The organism is Arthrobacter sp. ISL-72, assembly GCF_018613755.1.
GTDB lineage: Bacteria > Actinomycetota > Actinomycetes > Actinomycetales > Micrococcaceae > Arthrobacter.
In genome coordinates, this window is record NZ_JAGGPP010000006.1 from 440,040 (window position 1) to 454,876 (window position 14,837).

Consider the following 14,837-nt stretch of genomic DNA (forward strand, 5'->3'; position numbering starts at 1 on the left):
ATGGGCGGCATCGTTCTGGACGGAGTTACAGTCCGGGTGGCCGTGGACGGCCGTCCGCAGCCCAGGACGCTCCTGGACGGCATTTCCCTGGACCTTAACGAACAGCGGATCGGTGTGATCGGAGCCAACGGATCCGGGAAGTCCACCCTCCTGCGGCTCCTCAACGGCCTCGTGGCGCCGAGCCTTGGAACCGTCACGGTTGACGGCGCAGATACCGTCAGGTCCGTGCGCGCCGTGCGGCGGCAGGTGGGTTTTGTGTTCACGGACCCGCTCTCCCAGCTGGTGATGCCCACCGGCCGGGAGGACGTGGAGCTGTCCCTGCGGCGTTCGGTCCGGAATTCGAAGGTGCGCCGGGACGCTGCCGAGGCGGTCCTTAACCGCTTTGGGCTCCTGCCTCTGGCAGACCAAAGCATCTACGAGCTCTCGGGCGGCGAACGGCAGCTGATGGCCCTTGCCGCCGTCCTGGCGGTGGAACCGGCGGTACTGGTCCTGGACGAGCCGTCCACGCTGTTGGACCTTCGCAACCGTGAGCTGCTGCGCCGGACCATCGCCGGCCTTGGCCAGCGGGTCGTGATGTCCACCCACGACCTGGAGCTGGTCCGCGACATGGACCGCGTCCTGGTGGTGGAGTCCGGGCAGGTGGTGTTCGACGGCGGTGCGGACGCCGCCGTCGAACACTACCGGGCGCTGACCGCAGGCATACCCGCGGGCACAACTGTTGCTCGCGGCGCCACAGTTCCGCAGGGCCAGCCGGAGGAAGCGTGAGCGGCCACGGGTTCCTGCTGGTCAACTACGTGCCGGGCACGTCGCTGATCCACCGGGCGCCGCTCTGGCTTAAGTTCCTGGTGGTAGTGGGCTGCGGCATGGGCTCCTTCCTGGTGGTGGACTGGGTGGTTGCCGCGGCTGTACTGGGCCTGATGTGCGCGCTCTTCCTCCTCAGCGGTGCCGGGGTACGGCGGCTGTACCAGGCGGTCCGGCCGATCCTTCCCGTGCTGCTGGCCATCGGGCTGTTCCAGTGGTGGCAACTGGGCGGTCCTGTCGCCGCCCGGATCGTCCTTAACATCCTGGTCTGCGTGGTGGCCGCTTCACTGCTGACCGCCACCACGCCGATGCAACGGCTTCTCGACGGCGTCGTCTCGCTGGCGGTGCCTTTCCGCCGCTTCGGCGCGGACCCGGAACGCTTCGCCCTGACCATCGCGATCATGCTCCGCAGCATCCCGTTCATTGCCGGCGCCTACGCAGACGTCAGGGATTCAGCCCGGGCACGCGGACTCGAACGCAACCCCCGGGCATTGGTCCTGCCCGTGTTCATCACGACCGTGGCCTATGCCCGCCAGACCGGGGATGCCCTGACCGCCCGCGGCCTGGGTGAACCCGATGACGATGACCACCCCGATAACGCAGGCGACGACGGGCAGGGCACCCGCTAGCTGCTGCCCGCGGCTTGGTCCAGCCGTTCGTACCCCAGCCGTTCGTACCTAAACAAAGCGGCCGTGCCCATGCCCCCGGCGATGCTGATCATGGCCAGCGCCAGCCGCCCTGCCTGGGCACTACCACTCCGCGCCTGTGCGAGGAGCCGCGTCACGAGGACAGCGCCGGAGGCCCCGTACGCATGGCCCAACGCCAGCGCACCGCCGTCGAGGTTTGCCCGCTCAGCGTCGATGCCGAGCTCGTCCAGGCAGGCGAGCGTCTGCGAGGCGAACGCCTCATTGAATTCCACCAGGTCCACGTCCGCAGCGGCAACGCCGTGCTCCGCGAGGAGCCGGCGGGCCGCGGCGGCGGCACCCATGCCCAGAACGCGCGGGTCCACCCCCGCGGTGTCGGTGCCGAGCACCAGGAGCCCGTCCGCTGCCCCCAGTTCCCGCGCCCGCTGCAGGGAGGTAATCACGACGGCGGACGCACCGTCCGCATCGAAGCAGGAGTTCCCGGCGGTAACCGTCCCGCCTTCCGCGAACGCCGGCGGGAACCGTCCCATCAGGGCGGCGGACAAGCTGGCGCGGGGGCCGTCGTCGGACGCGACCTCACCGGCTGCGGTCTCCAACGGCACGATTTCGCCGGCATAGCGTCCTGCCGTCGCGGCGGCCAGGGACCGCCGGTGGCTCTGCAACGCGAACAGGTCCTGCCGGCCGCGGCTGATGCCGAATTCCGCGGCCACGTTCTCCGCCGCGGTCCCCATGTCCGGATCGCCGTAGCCCAGCGGGACGAACTGCGCGCGGCGGAAAAACTCGGGGCAGCCGTCGGCCCCCCTGTTCGCCCGCAGCGGGGCTGTGCTGATGCTCTCGACCCCGCCCGCAAGGTACGTGCCGTTGCCTCCGGCTGCCACCAGCCGCGCCGCGAGCACGATGGCGTCCAGCCCGGAGCCGCACTGCCGGTCCACGGTGACACCGGGGACGCTGACGGGCAGTCCGGCCGCGAGGGCTGCCAGGCGCGCAACATTGCCGCCGGCACCCACGGCATTGCCGATCACGACGTCGGTGACGCCGGCTGAGGGCAGGCCGGACTCCGCCAGCAGGCCGCCCAGGACGGGCGCCAGGAGTTCATGCGCGCGAAGCTCCCTGAACGCGCCGTTGACGCGCCGGATGGGAGTGCGCAGGGCAGCGATGACCACCGGCTGGCGGTCATCCGGCAGCGCTCCCCCGGTGCCCTGCGGGCCCGGCAACTGCTCTGCGGTGGACTTAGCCAAGGCGTCGGATCCTGGTATCGCCGGCCTCGATCCAGTCCAGCAGCAGCTGCCTGCTGACCTTCCCGCGGTCCGTCACCGGCAGCTCCGTCAGGGCAAAGTACTGCAGCGGCCGCTTATCCCGGGGCAGGACATCATCCAGTCCGGCCTTGAGCTGTGTTGCCGTGATGCCGCCGTGGGACGGAACCACTCCCGCAACCACCCGCTGGCCTCGGACGTCGTCGGACATGCCCGAGGCGACGGCAGCGGCCACTCCGGGGACGGAGGCAAGGGCGAGTTCCACCTCATGCGGGTACACGTTCTTGCCGGCCGTGATGATCATGTCCGACCGCCGGCCCAGGATGTGCAGCTCACCGTCCCGCAGGTACCCCTGGTCACCCACGGTGTACCAGCCGTCAAAGCTGCGGAGGGCCTGGCCGTCGTCGCCCCAGAGGTAGCCGTTGCTGACCATGCCGCTGCGGACGCAGATGTTGCCGTCCGTGCCGTCCGGAAGCTGCGAGCCGTCGTCGTCGAGGATCCTGACGTCGACGCCGGGGAACGGCTTTCCGATTCCCGTTCCGCCGGCGTCCAGCGGCGCTCCGGAGCGCAGTCCCGCGCCGGAAACGAAGCTCAGCTCGGAGGCGCCGTAGTATTCGAAGATGGTGGCCCTGGGCGCCCAGCGGCGGGCTGCCTCCAGAGTGCGGGCATCCAGCTTGGACCCGGCGCAGATGATGGACGTGATACCCGAGGCATCCACGCACCCGGCCAGCCCGCGCTCGCTCAGCAGCCGCAGCATGGTGGGGACCAGCACCAGCCTGGTGATGCCGTCGTGGGTGATGGCGGTGTGCACGTCGCCAACGTCGAACGACTCCAGGGTATGGAATTCGGAGCCGGCATACAGGCATTCGGAGAGCGCGTACAGGTTGAGGCTGGCGGCCAGCGGGCCCGGGGCAAGGGTCTTGTCCCGCTGCGTCAGGCCGAAGAACTCGATGGACGCGTCAAAGGACAGCTGCCACGAACGCCGCGACCGAGTGAACGCCTTGGGCACGGACGTGGTGCCGGAGGTCAGCCCGATCAGGAAGGGCGACTCCGGGCTGCCGTCCCGGAGTTCGGTGTCCTGCAGTTCGCTGTCTCGCAGTTCGCCGTCCCGCGGTTCGCCGGGTCCATGCTGGTTTGGCCGGTGCTGGTTTGGCCGTTGCTGCGCCCCCACGGCGGAGGTCAGCCGGGCCGTAATGTCTGCCTGCAACGGCCCGGGCCAGGTGGGATCGAGGACGGCACACTGCCGGTCGCCGGCCACCGCGCCCGCGAAGGACACGGCAAAGTCCACTGAGTTCGGTTGGGCCAGAACCGTCACGGCGCCGGACTCCGCCGTCCGCGCCTCCGCGGCGTCCCGTAGCGCGGCCCAGCTAAGGTGCCGGCCCGCCACGACGACGGCGGTGTCGTCGGGGCGGTCATCGGCCCATTGTTGAAGTCTGTTGAGGAAAGGCATCGGATCAACTTTACCGGCGCTGACGGGTCCAGCGCGGGGTGCTCCCGCTATTGTGACACTATGAGTTTCAACGACAATGTCCAGCTGGATCCGTCGCAGGTCCAGGACCGGCGCGGCATGGGCCGCGGAACCAAGATCGGCGGCGGCATCGGGGGCGGAATCATCCTCCTGCTGGCCGCCCTGTTCGGTGTCAACCCGCAACTGCTGGAAGGCTTGACGGGCACGACGCAGGAGCCGCAGAGCCAGGGAAGCGCGCCGGCCTGCGAGTCCGGGGCCGACGCTGATGCACGCCTCGACTGCCGCATCACCGGCACCGTCAACAGCCTCAATGCTTTCTGGCCCGCGTACCTTGCGCAGTACAACAGGGAATATCCGCGCCCCGGCACGGTGATCTTCAGCGGCGGAACCGACACGGGCTGCGGCGCTGCCACCAGTGCGGTGGGCCCGTTCTATTGCCCGGCGGACAGTACGGCGTACTTCGATCCCGGCTTCTTCCAGGAGCTCGTGGACCGCTTTGGATCTTCCGGCGGCCCGCTGGCGCAGGAATACGTGGTGGCCCACGAATTCGGCCATCACATCCAGAACGTGCTGGGCAACCTCGACCGCGCCCAGCAGGATCCGCAGGGACCGGAATCGGGCGCCGTCCGTGTAGAACTGCAGGCTGACTGCTATGCGGGGCTCTGGGTCCGGTACGCCAGCACCCAGCAGGACCCTAAGACGGGCCAGCCGTTCCTTGAGCCGCTTACCCAGCAGGACCTGAACGACGCCCTGTCCGCGGCGTCAGCCGTGGGTGATGACCGCATCCAGGAGGCCGCGACCGGACGGGTGTCGCCGGAAGCCTGGACGCACGGTTCCAGCGCACAGCGGCAGAAGTGGTTCTACCAGGGCTACCAGACCGGCGACATCAACCAGTGCGATACGTTTAGCGCCGGCACGCTTTAGATCCGCACCGCCCCGGCCGGGACCGCGGCTTAAATTACGACGGCGGCGGGTCACCTTCCCGGGAAGGTGACCCGCCGTCGTCGTTATTTCAAAGCCTGACTACACTCAGATGTTGAAGCCGAGGGCCCTCATCTGGTCGCGTCCGTCTTCGGTGATCCGCTCCGGACCCCATGGCGGCATCCAGACCCAGTTCAGCCGCCAGTCATCCACGATGCCGTCGAGGGCCTTGCCGACCTGCTCCTCGATGACGTCCGTGAGCGGGCAGGCCGCCGTGGTGAGCGTCATGTCGATCAGCAGCGCGCCGTCGTCGTCCGAGTACTTCAGCCCGTAGAGCAGGCCGAGGTCAACAATGTTGACTCCAAGCTCCGGGTCGATGACGTCCTTCAGTGCCTCTTCGACATCCTCGAGGCCCGTGCGGGCCGCATTGATTTCGGTCATGGCGTTGTCCTAACTAGGCCTGTGCGGGGGCGATGGCCGCTGCGCCTGCACCCTTGGCGTAACGGTCGTAGCCTTCTTCTTCGAGGCGGTCGGCGAGTTCCGGGCCGCCCTCCTCGACAACCTGGCCGTCAACGAACACGTGCACGAAGTCCGGCTTGATGTAGCGCAGGATCCGGGTGTAGTGCGTGATGAGCAGGGTGCCCATGTTGCCGGTCGAGTGGGCGCGGTTGACGCCCTCGGAGACGACCTTGAGCGCGTCAACGTCCAGGCCGGAGTCCGTCTCGTCCAGGACGGCGAACCTCGGCTTGAAGAGTTCCAGCTGCAGGATCTCCACGCGCTTCTTCTCGCCGCCGGAGAAGCCCTCGTTGACGTTGCGCTGGGCGAAGTCGGCGTCGATGCGCAGCTGCTGCATGGCATCCTTGACGTCCTTGGTCCAGGTCCGCAGCTTGGGTGCCTCGCCGTCGATGGCCGTCTTGGCGGTCCGCAGGAAGTTGGTCATGGTGACGCCGGGAACCTCGACGGGGTACTGCATGGCCAGGAAGACACCGGCCCGGGCGCGCTCGTCGACGCTCATGGCCAGTACGTCTTCGCCGTCCAGCGTGATGGTGCCGCTGGTGACGTTATAGCGCGGGTGGCCGGCGATGGTGGAGGCCAGGGTGGACTTGCCGGAGCCGTTGGGGCCCATGATGGCGTGGGTCTCACCGGTCCTGATGGTCAGGCTGACGCCCTTCAGGATCTCCTTGGTGCCCTGCTCCGTCTCAATGCTGACGTGCAGGTCCTTGATTTCAAGAGTTGACATGCTCTTCTTTCTTTTCGTTCGTAAGTCTTGTGAAGCCGGGCGCTCAGTACGTGTCGACCGAGGCGCCGTTCAGAACATTGGTCACGTCCACGTAGACGTCGTCGCCATGAATGGCCACGGCAAAAACAGGCACCGGATCGTAGGCTGGCAACTGGAGCGGCTGGCCGCTGCGGAGGTCGAACTGGGAGCCGTGGCCCCAGCATTCGATCTTGCAGCCCTCGATCTCCCCTTCGGAGAGTGAGATGTCCGCGTGCGAGCACGTGTCACCGATGGCATGGATTTCGCCCATGGAGTCCTTCACGACGGCTACGGGGTAGTCGTCAATCAGGATCCGCAACGCCTGCTTGAGTTGAATCTCGCTGGCGTTGCAGACAAGCTCGCCTTTTGGCTGGTCAGTCATCTGGTGTAGTCCTGTGCTGTCTAGTTGTTGGTTGCCGCGAGTTCGCGCTCAACGGATGCGGTGAGGCGCTCTTCGATAGCCGGCACCTTGATGTGCTGGATGATCTCGTGCAGGAAGCCACGGACCACAAGGCGGCGGGCCACATCTTCCGGGATGCCGCGGGCCATCAGGTAGAACAGGTGCTCGTCGTCCAGGCGGCCGGTGGCGCTGGCGTGGCCGGCACCCTTGATCAGGCCGGTCTCGATCTCGAGGTTCGGAACGGAGTCAGCACGTGCGCCGTCGGTGAGCAGCAGGTTGCGGTTCGCCTCGTAGCTGTCGGTGCCTTCTGCCTCCTTGCGGATCAGGACGTCACCAACCCACACGGCGTGGGCGTTGCGGCCCTGGAGTGCGCCCTTGTAGAGGACGTTTGATTTGCAGTTGGCCACTGCGTGGTCAACGAACAGGCGCTGCTCAAGGTGCTGGCCGGCGTCGGCGAAGTACAGGCCGAGCAGTTCGACTTCGCCCCCGGGGGCGGTGAACCGGGCCGAAGGGGTGACGCGGACCAAGTCGCCGCCGAGGCTGACCACGATGTGCTTGAACTTGGCATCGCGGCCGATTTTAGCCTGCTGCGACGAGGCGTGGACGGCGTCGTCGTTCCATTCCTGGAGCGAGATGACGGAGAGTTCGGCGCCGTCCTCCACCACGATTTCCACGTTTTCGGAAACGACTGCGCTGCCCTGGTGGTCCAGGACAACAACGGACTTGGAAAACTTCTGCGCCACGATCACGAGGTGCTGCGCGGAGGCGTCCGTTCCCTGGCCGGTCAGGACAACGTTGATTTCGCCCTCGGCCTGGACCTCGGCGGGCACGGTGATCACCGTGGCTTCGCTGAAGTTCTCCCAGGCGTTGGCGGACACGCGGTCCTCGGGGATCGCGGCGGAACCGATGCGCTGGTCATCGCGTCCCACAGTCTCAACCTTGACGGAGTCAGGCGCGATCACGCTGACGGCCGGGGCCGTGCCGTTGAGCACTGCGGTGTGGAGTCCGCGTAGGCGCTTCAGCGGGGTGAACCGCCAGTCTTCCTCCATGCCGGTCAGCGGCTTGAAGTCCGCCAGCTTGTAGGAGGTCAGGCGGCCGGCGCGTGAGCTGTCCGGAATGCCTACGCCGCCGCCGTGGGAGTGGCTCTTGACGGCCTCTCCCGCGAGCGGTGCCTTCGACTCGGCAACGTTGATGGGTGAGAGGCTTTCGCCTTCCTCCGTGAAACCGTTGATGAACGGCTGGGCTGAGGGCGCGCCGATGCGGGCCTTTTCAGTAGTGATGTCAGTCATTAACCGACCGATCCTTCCATCTGCAGTTCAATCAGGCGGTTCAGCTCGAGGGCGTATTCCATCGGCAGTTCACGGGCAATCGGCTCGATGAAGCCGCGGACGATCATCGCCATGGCCTCGTCTTCGCGCATGCCGCGGGACATCAGGTAGAACAGCTGCTCTTCGCTGACGCGTGAAACAGTTGCCTCGTGTCCCATCACCACGTCATCTTCGCGGATGTCGATGTACGGGTAGGTGTCAGAACGGCTGATCGTGTCCACCAGGAGGGCGTCGCACCGGACCGTGTTGGCCGAGTGCTTGGCGCCTTCGCGGACCTGGACCAGGCCGCGGTACGCTGCACGGCCGCCGCCGCGGGCCACGGACTTGGAGATGATGGAGCTCTTCGTGTTCGGTGCGATGTGCACCATCTTGGAGCCCGTGTCCTGGTGCTGGCCTTCGCCGGCGAACGCGATTGACAGGGTTTCACCCTTGGCGTGCTCGCCCACGAGGTAGACGGCCGGGTACTTCATGGTGACCTTGGAGCCGATGTTGCCATCGATCCATTCCATGGTGGCGCCCTCTTCGCAGATGGCGCGCTTGGTGACCAGGTTGTAGACGTTGGTGGACCAGTTCTGGATGGTCGTGTAGCGGACGCGCGCGCCCTTCTTCACGATGATTTCCACAACGGCGGAGTGCAGCGAGTCCGAGGTGTAGATCGGTGCCGTGCAGCCCTCGATGTAGTGGACGTAGGAGTCCTCGTCGGCGATGATCAGCGTGCGCTCGAACTGGCCCATGTTTTCCGTGTTGATACGGAAGTAGGCCTGCAGCGGAATATCCACGTGGACGCCCTTGGGGACGTACACGAAGGAACCGCCGGACCATACGGCCGTGTTCAGCGACGCAAACTTGTTGTCGCCCACCGGGATGATGGTGCCGAAGTACTCCTGGAAGATCTCCGGGTGTTCGCGCAGTGCGGTGTCGGTGTCCAGGAAGATGACGCCCTGGGCTTCGAGGTCCTCGCGGATCTGGTGGTACACAACCTCGGATTCATACTGGGCTGCCACGCCGGAAACAAGGCGGCTGCGCTCGGCTTCCGGGATGCCCAGCTTCTCGTAGGTGTTCCGGATGTCCTCGGGGAGGTCTTCCCAGGTTGCTGCCTGCTTCTCAGTGGAGCGCACGAAGTACTTGATGTTGTCGAAGTCGATGCCGGAGAGGTCTGCACCCCAGGTGGGCATGGGCTTGCGGTCGAAGTACTTCAGGCCCTTCAGGCGCAGGTCGAGCATCCATTCCGGCTCGTTCTTCTTGGCCGAGATGTCACGGACGACCTCGTCGTTGATGCCGCGGCGGGCATTCGCGCCGACATCGTTCTTGTCGGCCCAGCCGTACTCGTAGGTGCCAATACCGTGGAGCTCGGGATTCTTCTCCAGAATCTCCGAAATCACAGTAGTGTCAGCAACCTTTTTCTCTGATAGTTGGTCCGTCATCACGGCCTTTCTTGCAGATGGTTGGATACTTCGCCCAGGCTGTCCGTAGTGTGTCCGGGACCATCGGGCCCCTTGGCGGCCGGACGGCCTGTAGGTATGTGGGTGGTGCAGACGTGCCCGCCGCGTGCGAGCGTGGACAGCCTGCGCACGTCGACGCCGACGAGCCGGGAGAATACTTCGGTTTCGACGTCGCAGAACACCGGGAACTTGGTGGCCAGCTGCTGGATGGGGCAGTGCCCCTGGCACAGCTGGACGCTGGAGAGCGCCGCGGGAAGGGGCGCTTTGGCTTCAATGGAGGCTGCCGAGGCCACGAACCCGTCACGGCTCAACGCTGCGGACAGTGCTTGCGCCCGCGCAGTGATATCCGGTCCGGCGGCGTCGATCTCCGGGGCGTAGCGGCGCTCCATGTCGGTAAAGCGCTCGACGGCGAAGTCGCGCACCGCCTCGGGTCCGGCAATTTCGCCCAGGCGCTGCAGTGCCAGGCCGGCGATGCCGAGGTAATCGTCGCCGAGGATGGACTGTCCCTGCGAGCTCAGGACGTAGCGGCGGGCCGGCCGGCCGGCGCCGGCGCCGGCTTTTGCAACGCGCTTGACTTCGATGACCCCGCTGCGGGACAGGTGGTCCAGGTGGCGGCGCACGGCTGCCGGGGTGAAGCCCAGGAGGTCGCCGAGCTCGGCAGCGCTGACGGGACCGTGCTCCAGCACGGCATTCAATACGCGGTCACGGGTGCGGTCTTCCGAGTCGACGGCCGGCGCGGGCGCCGCCGGGGTGTGGCGTGCTGCGGGCGCAGAGGTCCCGGGCCGCAGCGGGCCGGCGCCTGCTGGCGCGTCGGACCCGGTCCGGGGCGCAGAAAGTCGAGTGGTCATGGAATACACAACACAATCATGTCGTAATTTACTCCCCTGTTCTAGTAAGGTGAGGCTGACCTACGGCCGGCATCCGGTCGGGGTGCCGCGTACTACATCCCGTAGAATGCTTTGGTGCGATCTCCCGATTCTCCCGTCCTTTCCATCACAGGACTCATTAAGGACGTAGGCCCGCTGGCCTCCCTTGATGGCAAAATGCTCCGGGTGGTCAGCGGAGTGTCCCTTACTGCCGAACGCGGCCAGGTTACAGCGCTGCTGGGAGCCAACGGCGCCGGCAAAACAACCACCATCGAATGCGCACAGGGGCTCCAGCGACGGTCCGGGGGAACGGTCTCACTGCTGGGCCAGGACCCGGATACAGCCGGTGCCTCCCTGCGTTCCCGTGTAGGCGTCATGCTGCAGGACGGCGGACTGCCGCCGTCGGCCCGTCCCATCCCCCTCCTGAAGCATATCGCCGGAATGTACCGGGAGCCATGGCCTGTGGATAAGCTGATCGAACGGCTGGGCATCGACACGTTTAGCCGGACCACGGTCCGGCGCCTGTCCGGCGGGCAGCGGCAGCGCCTTGCCCTTGCAGCAGCCCTGGCCGGGAACCCCGAAGTCCTCTTCCTGGACGAGCCCAGCGCGGGCCTGGACCCGCAGTCGCGGCAGCTGGTGTTCCAGCTGATTTCCGAACTCCGGGATGCCGGCATGGGGATCGTCCTGACGACGCACCTGATGGACGACGCCCAGCGGCTGGCGGACTACGTGTACATCATCGACGCCGGACGCAACGTGGCCGAAGGCACGGTGGCACAGCTGCTGCAGCGGAACGTCCCGGCGGATGCCGCCCAGGAACACGTCCGGACCCTGCTCTTCGAGGCGCGGCCCGGCCTTGACTTCACGGGCGTCCTGCCGCCCGCCGTCGAGGTCAGCGAGACCCGAGCCGGAAGCTATTCCGTCACCGGGGCACTGGTGCCGGAGGACTTGGCTGCCCTGACGGCCTGGTGGGCTGCGCAGGGGATCATGCCCGGTTCCATGAGCCTGGAAGCCCGTAGCCTTGAGGACGTATTTTTGGACATTTCGGGAAGGGAGATCCGATGAGCCGGGTCCTTGGCAGCGCTCCTGCCCCGCTTCTTCGCCGCATTATGCTGCAGGGGAAATATGAGGCGCTCACGATGCTTCGGAACGGCGAGCAGCTCATCCTGGCGATCGTCCTGCCCCTCCTTGCCCTGGTGGGCCTGACTGTCACTCCCCTGCTGGACGGCCTGGGCGGAAGCCGCGTTGACGTTGCGGTGCCCGGCATCCTTGCGCTGTGCGCCATGTCCACCGCCTTCACAGGCCAGGGCATCTCCACCGGATTCGACCGGCGTTACGGGGTGCTGCGTTTCCTGTCCACCACTCCCCTGGGCCGCACCGGCCTGATCGCGGGCAAGATCCTGGCCGTGCTCGCCGTGCTGGCCCTTCAGGTAATTGTGGTGGCCGCGGTCGCATTCGTACTCGGCTGGCAGCCGACGACGGCGGGCTGGCTTCCGGCGCTGGCTCTGCTGGTTTTGGGGGCGGCCGCTTTCACCGCCCTGGGACTTTTGGTCGCCGGCACGGTCCGGCCGGAAGCCACCCTGGCCATCACCAACCTCCTGTGGATCCTCCTCGGAGCCCTCGGCGGCATCGTTCTCCCGGCCGAGCGGCTGCCCGGCGGTGCCCGGGAGATGGTTCACTTCCTGCCCTCCGGGGCCCTGGGCGAGGCCCTTCGCGATGCTTTCCTTGAAGGCACCTTCAATGCGGGTGCCGCCCTTATCCTGCTGCTCTGGACGGCACTTGCCGGCACAGCGGCCATCCGTTGGTTCAAGTGGAATTGAGAAAACCGTGAGTACGGCATCGCGCCTCCCCCAGATTCTCGGACGAATGACGTCCAAGCTGCCCGTCACGGTCGATCGGACTGTCCGTCGGCTGGCCGTCCTGTCGCTGATCGGACAGACGGTGCTTGTGGTGACCGGCGGGGCCGTCCGCCTGACCGCTTCCGGGCTCGGCTGCCCCACCTGGCCGCGCTGCACCGATGCGTCCCTGGTCAACACTCCGGAGATGGGCATCCATGGCTTCATCGAATTCGGAAACCGGCTTCTGACTTTCGCGCTGGCGGCAATCGCAGTCCTCATGCTCGTGTACCTGTGGAACCTTCGTAGGGAGCACAGGGACCTTTTCCTGCTGGCTCTCGGCCTGCTGGCCAGCATTCCGGCGCAGGCAATCATCGGCGGCATCACGGTCCTCACCCAGCTCAACCCCTGGGTTGTGGGACTCCACTTCCTGGTCTCCATGGCCCTGGTTGTTTTTGCGACGCTGCTCGTCAACAGGGCTTACGGGCGGACGGGACGGTTCGCCGCCGTCGTGCTTCCCTCCCTTCCGGGAGCAGCACGGCCGGTGATGGCCGCCGTCGCGCTGTTTTCCGCCGTCGCCGTGATGCTCGGCGTGGTGGTAACCGGTGCGGGACCGCATGCGGGTGATGCCGATGCTCCTCGGAACGGCCTCGACTGGGACCTGTTCTCCCACATCCATGCCGTGCCCGCGTACCTGGTGACGGCCGGGGCACTGTTCGGCGTGTTCATCGTTTTCCGGTACCGGGTCACGGGACCGTTCCGCACCGCCGTCGTGCTGCTGCTCGGAGTCACGCTGCTCCAGGCGGCCATCGGCTTCACGCAGTATTACAACGGCATACCCGCATTGCTGGTGGGCGCGCACATGCTGGGAGCCGCACTGCTCATGAGCGCCGCCACCAACGCTGCAGACATTGCGCGGTTCAGCCCCGTCAAGTAGTACCCGCCTGAGTAGTACCGCCCCGCGTGGGGATCCAGGCGCGGCAAGCGATATTTCCCCGGGAAGCACCCGGGCCTGAAGAGGCCGGGGTGCTCTTCTTTCCCCCTACCGACGCTCTCTCACATCCTGCGGGGTTTTTCCCGACGCTCTCTCACCTCCGCACCTAAAGCAGAATGCTCCCTCACAGACGTGAGCGAGCATTGCTGGATTTGCTGCAGGAAGTGAGAGAGCGTACGGGGCGGGACCGGGGTTGTTAGCCCATGATGGCCGAACCCACGAAGGGGTCGACGGCCAGGGCGATGAAGAGCAGGGTCAGGTAGCTGATTGAGCCGTGGAAGACCTTCATGGCGCCTTTGTTGGAGACGTCACCGCCCTGGGCGCGGTTATACAGGGCGTGCGATTCATACAGGAACCAGGCGCCGGCAACCACTGCGGTGATGGTGTACACCCAGCCGGCCCCTCCTGCGGGAACCATCAGCAGCGAGCAGGCAACCATGGCCCAGGCGTAGAGAACCACTTGCACGGAGACTACCTTCGCGCCCGCAATCGCACCGAGCATCGGGACGTTGGCGTTCCGGTAGTCCTCGCCGTAACGCATGGACAGCGGCCAGTAGTGCGGCGGGGTCCACAGGAAAATCACCATGAAGAGGACGATGGCCGGCCACTCTACGGTGTTGGTGACGGCGGCCCAGGCGATGAGCACGGGGAAGCATCCTGCCGCTCCGCCCCAAACGATGTTCTGGGCTGTCCGCCGCTTGAGGATCATTGTGTAAATGACGACGTAAAAGACGATGGCACCGAGGCCGAGCCAGGCCGAGAGCGGGTTGGCGCCGAACCAGAGGATTGCGATGGCGGCGGCACCCAGCAGCCACGAGAACACGAGAGCTTCGCGGGGAGTCACTTCACCGGTGACCAGCGGCCGGTTCTCCGTCCGGTGCATCAGCTTGTCGATGTCGCGGTCGATGTAGCAGTTGAAGGCCCCGGCACTGCCCGCAGCGAATGCTCCGCCCACGAGAGTCGCAAGGATCAACCCGATGGACGGGAATCCGCGTTCGGCGTAGATCATGGTGGGCAGGGTGCTCACGAGCAGAAGTTCGATGACCCGCGGTTTCGTGAGGGCAAGGTACGCCTTGGCTTTGCGTGCTACCCCGATCTTTCCGGGAAGCCGGGAGGCGGTCAGCGGCGTATCTGTTGTGCTCACGGTGGCAGTCACTCTGTTCTGTCTGGCTGTTCAGTCCGGCGGGTTCTCGCAGCGGCGGCGGCCCCAAACGGGCCCGATCCTTCCGGCGGTGGCCTCCGAATATCATACCGTGGCTCCCGGAACTCCAAAGCCTCCGCAATTCCGGGAGGTTAACCGCTCCTCACGGCCGCGTCCGGCCTCGGTGATTCATATAAAGAAAATTCAGTCCACTTAGTGAGATATACGCTGACCAGCCTTTGGAATGGGGCTAAGCTGTCTGCAGATCAGCACGCAAGGAATCGCTATGGAATGCGCATTCCCGGAGACTCAAACGCGACTGAATGAAGATCAACGTTTCGATGGTGAACGGCTGGTACAAACCGCAGCGGGCGCCATGATGTGTGTCCCGCTCCGGCCTGTCCGTACCATCTGCCGTCAGCACAGAGAGGGGCCCGGTTTTCGTGCCACATTTGGAAGAGCAAGAACTGTCATGGACCGATTTGG

Annotated in this window: 15 protein-coding genes; 6 read left to right on the top strand and 9 right to left on the bottom strand. The window is 66.0% G+C overall.

The features are described 5' to 3' along the window. Together J7I92_RS07485 and J7I92_RS07490 are read left to right on the top strand one after the other, a co-directional pair. Complete coding sequence (locus J7I92_RS07485; RefSeq protein WP_214838986.1) at positions 1-765, top strand: energy-coupling factor ABC transporter ATP-binding protein; 765 nt, start codon at positions 1-3, stop codon at positions 763-765. Beyond that, a complete protein-coding gene (locus J7I92_RS07490; RefSeq protein ID WP_214838988.1) occupies positions 762-1,430 on the top strand; it encodes an energy-coupling factor transporter transmembrane protein EcfT in 669 nt (222 codons plus the stop codon). Before J7I92_RS07485 ends, J7I92_RS07490 begins: the two co-directional genes overlap by 4 nt. On the opposite strand, the gene J7I92_RS07495 is transcribed toward J7I92_RS07490, so the two are convergent. Then, complete coding sequence (locus J7I92_RS07495; RefSeq protein ID WP_251039550.1) at positions 1,427-2,683, bottom strand: thiolase family protein; 1,257 nt, start codon at positions 2,681-2,683, stop codon at positions 1,427-1,429. The two genes, J7I92_RS07490 and J7I92_RS07495, sit on opposite strands and share 4 nt — an antisense overlap. Then, complete coding sequence (locus J7I92_RS07500) at positions 2,676-4,148, bottom strand: class I adenylate-forming enzyme family protein (protein ID WP_214838994.1); 1,473 nt, start codon at positions 4,146-4,148, stop codon at positions 2,676-2,678. Before J7I92_RS07500 ends, J7I92_RS07495 begins: the two co-directional genes overlap by 8 nt. A gap of 60 nt (positions 4,149-4,208) precedes the next feature. On the opposite strand from J7I92_RS07500, the gene J7I92_RS07505 reads away from it, so the two are divergent. Beyond that, complete coding sequence (locus J7I92_RS07505) at positions 4,209-5,090, top strand: neutral zinc metallopeptidase (RefSeq protein ID WP_214838996.1); 882 nt, start codon at positions 4,209-4,211, stop codon at positions 5,088-5,090. Between the two features lie 105 nt (positions 5,091-5,195). Here J7I92_RS07505 and J7I92_RS07510 read toward each other — a convergent pair whose 3' ends face one another. Genes J7I92_RS07510 through J7I92_RS07535 form a run of 6 tightly spaced genes read right to left on the bottom strand, consistent with a single transcriptional unit; the run spans position 5,196 to position 10,363 of the window. Beyond that, positions 5,196-5,528: a metal-sulfur cluster assembly factor gene (locus J7I92_RS07510; protein WP_214838998.1), complete on the bottom strand. Its 333-nt coding sequence runs from the start codon at positions 5,526-5,528 to the stop codon at positions 5,196-5,198. Between the two features lie 13 nt (positions 5,529-5,541). Then, positions 5,542-6,327 carry a Fe-S cluster assembly ATPase SufC gene (gene sufC, locus J7I92_RS07515; RefSeq protein ID WP_214838999.1) on the bottom strand — a complete coding sequence of 262 codons (786 nt, stop codon included), beginning with the start codon at positions 6,325-6,327 and terminating at the stop codon, positions 5,542-5,544. 43 nt (positions 6,328-6,370) lie between these two features. Then, a complete protein-coding gene (locus J7I92_RS07520) occupies positions 6,371-6,727 on the bottom strand; it encodes a non-heme iron oxygenase ferredoxin subunit (RefSeq protein WP_214839001.1) in 357 nt (118 codons plus the stop codon). A gap of 20 nt (positions 6,728-6,747) precedes the next feature. Further along, the gene (sufD, locus tag J7I92_RS07525) at positions 6,748-8,034 is read right to left on the bottom strand and encodes a Fe-S cluster assembly protein SufD (protein WP_214839003.1); all 1,287 of its coding nucleotides are present in this window, start codon (positions 8,032-8,034) and stop codon (positions 6,748-6,750) included. After that, the gene (gene sufB / locus J7I92_RS07530) at positions 8,034-9,497 is read right to left on the bottom strand and encodes a Fe-S cluster assembly protein SufB (protein ID WP_214839005.1); all 1,464 of its coding nucleotides are present in this window, start codon (positions 9,495-9,497) and stop codon (positions 8,034-8,036) included. Before sufB ends, sufD begins: the two co-directional genes overlap by 1 nt. Next, positions 9,497-10,363 carry a metalloregulator ArsR/SmtB family transcription factor gene (locus J7I92_RS07535; RefSeq protein WP_214839007.1) on the bottom strand — a complete coding sequence of 289 codons (867 nt, stop codon included), beginning with the start codon at positions 10,361-10,363 and terminating at the stop codon, positions 9,497-9,499. The genes sufB and J7I92_RS07535 overlap by 1 nt, the downstream gene beginning before the upstream one ends. A 114-nt stretch (positions 10,364-10,477) precedes the next feature. Here J7I92_RS07535 and J7I92_RS07540 point away from each other — a divergent pair, with 114 nt between their 5' ends. From J7I92_RS07540 to J7I92_RS07550, 3 genes are read left to right on the top strand one after another with little or no spacing between them, the layout of a single operon-like run. Continuing rightward, on the top strand, positions 10,478-11,446 hold the full coding sequence (locus J7I92_RS07540) for an ABC transporter ATP-binding protein (protein WP_214839009.1): 969 nt from the start codon (positions 10,478-10,480) through the stop codon (positions 11,444-11,446). Further along, the gene (locus J7I92_RS07545) at positions 11,443-12,201 is read left to right on the top strand and encodes an ABC transporter permease (RefSeq protein ID WP_214839010.1); all 759 of its coding nucleotides are present in this window, start codon (positions 11,443-11,445) and stop codon (positions 12,199-12,201) included. Before J7I92_RS07540 ends, J7I92_RS07545 begins: the two co-directional genes overlap by 4 nt. Positions 12,202-12,208: 7 nt before the next feature. Continuing rightward, positions 12,209-13,153 (top strand): COX15/CtaA family protein, encoded by a 945-nt coding sequence (locus tag J7I92_RS07550; RefSeq protein ID WP_214839011.1) that lies wholly within the window; start codon positions 12,209-12,211, stop codon positions 13,151-13,153. Between the two features lie 253 nt (positions 13,154-13,406). Here the strand turns inward: J7I92_RS07550 and J7I92_RS07555 are convergent, their stop codons facing one another. Beyond that, entirely contained in the window at positions 13,407-14,366 is a 960-nt protein-coding gene (locus J7I92_RS07555) for a heme o synthase (RefSeq protein ID WP_214839012.1), read from the bottom strand. Positions 14,367-14,837: the final 471 nt, after the last annotated feature.

Bases quoted from the DNA above. Each gene is read 5' to 3' on its own strand.
- J7I92_RS07485 (WP_214838986.1), top strand. From the start codon at position 1: ATGGGCGGCATCGTTCTGGACGGAGTTACAGTCCGGGTGGCCGTGGAC.
- J7I92_RS07500 (WP_214838994.1), bottom strand. From the start codon at position 4,148: ATGCCTTTCCTCAACAGACTTCAACAATGGGCCGATGACCGCCCCGAC.
- J7I92_RS07505 (WP_214838996.1), top strand. From the start codon at position 4,209: ATGAGTTTCAACGACAATGTCCAGCTGGATCCGTCGCAGGTCCAGGAC.
- J7I92_RS07510 (WP_214838998.1), bottom strand. From the start codon at position 5,528: ATGACCGAAATCAATGCGGCCCGCACGGGCCTCGAGGATGTCGAAGAG.
- sufC (WP_214838999.1), bottom strand. From the start codon at position 6,327: ATGTCAACTCTTGAAATCAAGGACCTGCACGTCAGCATTGAGACGGAG.
- J7I92_RS07520 (WP_214839001.1), bottom strand. From the start codon at position 6,727: ATGACTGACCAGCCAAAAGGCGAGCTTGTCTGCAACGCCAGCGAGATT.
- sufD (WP_214839003.1), bottom strand. From the start codon at position 8,034: ATGACTGACATCACTACTGAAAAGGCCCGCATCGGCGCGCCCTCAGCC.
- sufB (WP_214839005.1), bottom strand. From the start codon at position 9,497: ATGACGGACCAACTATCAGAGAAAAAGGTTGCTGACACTACTGTGATT.
- J7I92_RS07535 (WP_214839007.1), bottom strand. From the start codon at position 10,363: ATGACCACTCGACTTTCTGCGCCCCGGACCGGGTCCGACGCGCCAGCA.
- J7I92_RS07545 (WP_214839010.1), top strand. From the start codon at position 11,443: ATGAGCCGGGTCCTTGGCAGCGCTCCTGCCCCGCTTCTTCGCCGCATT.